General features: G+C 68.8%; 1 protein-coding gene. It reads right to left on the bottom strand.

All coding sequences use genetic code 11. The features are described from left to right. Nucleotides 1-35: 35 nt before the first annotated feature. Entirely contained in the window at nt 36-1316 is a 1281-nt protein-coding gene (locus ACIQOV_RS40980) for an extracellular solute-binding protein (protein WP_401056169.1), read from the bottom strand. Nucleotides 1317-1515: the final 199 nt, after the last annotated feature.

Raw genomic sequence — 1515 nt, 5'->3', positions numbered from 1 at the left:
CTGGGCGGGTCCCGACCCCGCCCCGGCCCCCGGTCCTACTTGCGGACCTTGGCCGCTTCCTTCACCGCCGCGTCCTGCAGTCCCCCGAGCACCTGCTTGGGATCCCCGGTGACGGCCTGCCCGATCCCCGCCTTGATCCCGTTGCTGACCTCGCCCCAGGCCGGGTCGCCGAACGGGTAGAAGCTCGCGTTGGCCAGCCCGACCGCGAACTGCTTGAGGTCCTCGTGCTTGGGGTCCGACGACATCTGGGCGAAGGCGTCCTGGGTGACCGGCAGGAGGTTGTACTGCTCGTCGAACTTCAGCTGGTTGTCCTTGCCGTAGACGAAGGACAGGAACTTCTTGATCTCGTTCTTGTGCCCGTTCGCCTTGAGCGCCATCATCCAGTCGGCGACCCCGAGGCTCCCGGTCCGCCCGACGCCGTCCTTCTTGGGGATCGGCGCCGTCCCGAAGTCGATCTTCCCGGCGGTCGCCATCCGCAGCAGCGTCGGGTGCCCGTTCAGCATCGCGACCTTCCCGGCGGCGAAGTCCTGGAACACCGGGGTGCGGTTCATCCCGCCCGGGTCCGGGTACGTCAGCCCGGTGCTCACCAGGTTGCTCTTCAGCCAGCCGAAGGTCGCCTGGTTCTGGGCGCTGTCGATGGTGTAGTTGCCGACGTCGTCGGAGATGCTGCCGCCGCCGCTCAGCGTCCACAGCATCGATTCGGCCGGCGCCTCCTCCGGCCCCAGCGGCAGCCCGTACGGGGTCACCCCCGGCACCTTGGCCTTGATCTTCTCCGCGTCCTGCCGCAGTTCGTTCCAGGTGGCGGGCGGCTGGGTGATCCCGGCCTGCCGGAACATCGCCTTGTTGTAGAAGAGCACCCGCGACGAGGAGACGAACGGGATCCCGTACTGCGTCCCGAGCACCTGCCCGGCGTGGGCGAAGGTGTCCAGGAACCTGGCCTGGGTGTCCACCGAGAGCACGTCGGAGGCCGGGTAGAGCCGGTCCGCCGCGACCTGGTCGGCGAAGCCGCCGGTCTGGAGCAGGTCCGGCGACTTGCCGGCCGCGATCATGTCCTCGACCTTCTTGCCGATCTCGGTCCAGCTGTCCACCTCGACGCTGACCTTGATCCCGGGGTTCGCGGCCTCGAAGTCCCTGGCGACGGTGTCCCAGTAGTGCTGGGAGCTCGTCTCGGGGCTCTCCCCGTAGTCGGCCGCGACCAGCCTGAGGGTGACCGGTCCGTCGTCCTGCCCGCCGCAGGCACTGACCGCGGTGAGGACCAGTGCTCCGGCCAGCGCACCGCCGAGCACACGGGTGGGAACGTGGACGCGCCTGTTCAACGCGGGTACCGCCTTCGGGGGGATGAACGTGGATGTACGTCGACCGGATCGGGGGAAATCCGGCGGGGGGAGGCGCAACACTGCCAAACCCGCCGACCACCGGTCCACACCACCGACCGGGGTCGCCCCGGTAGTTATCGAAGTGCGCGGAGTCATTGCACAATGCGCAACAAAACCCCCGCCCCCACCCCCCACATCC

It is taken from the genome of Kitasatospora sp. NPDC091257 (assembly GCF_044757675.1).
In the GTDB taxonomy this organism is placed as follows: domain Bacteria; phylum Actinomycetota; class Actinomycetes; order Streptomycetales; family Streptomycetaceae; genus Kitasatospora; species Kitasatospora lactacystinica.
Note: the sequence above shows the minus strand (reverse complement) of the source record. Positions and strands in the feature narration are given on the sequence as shown.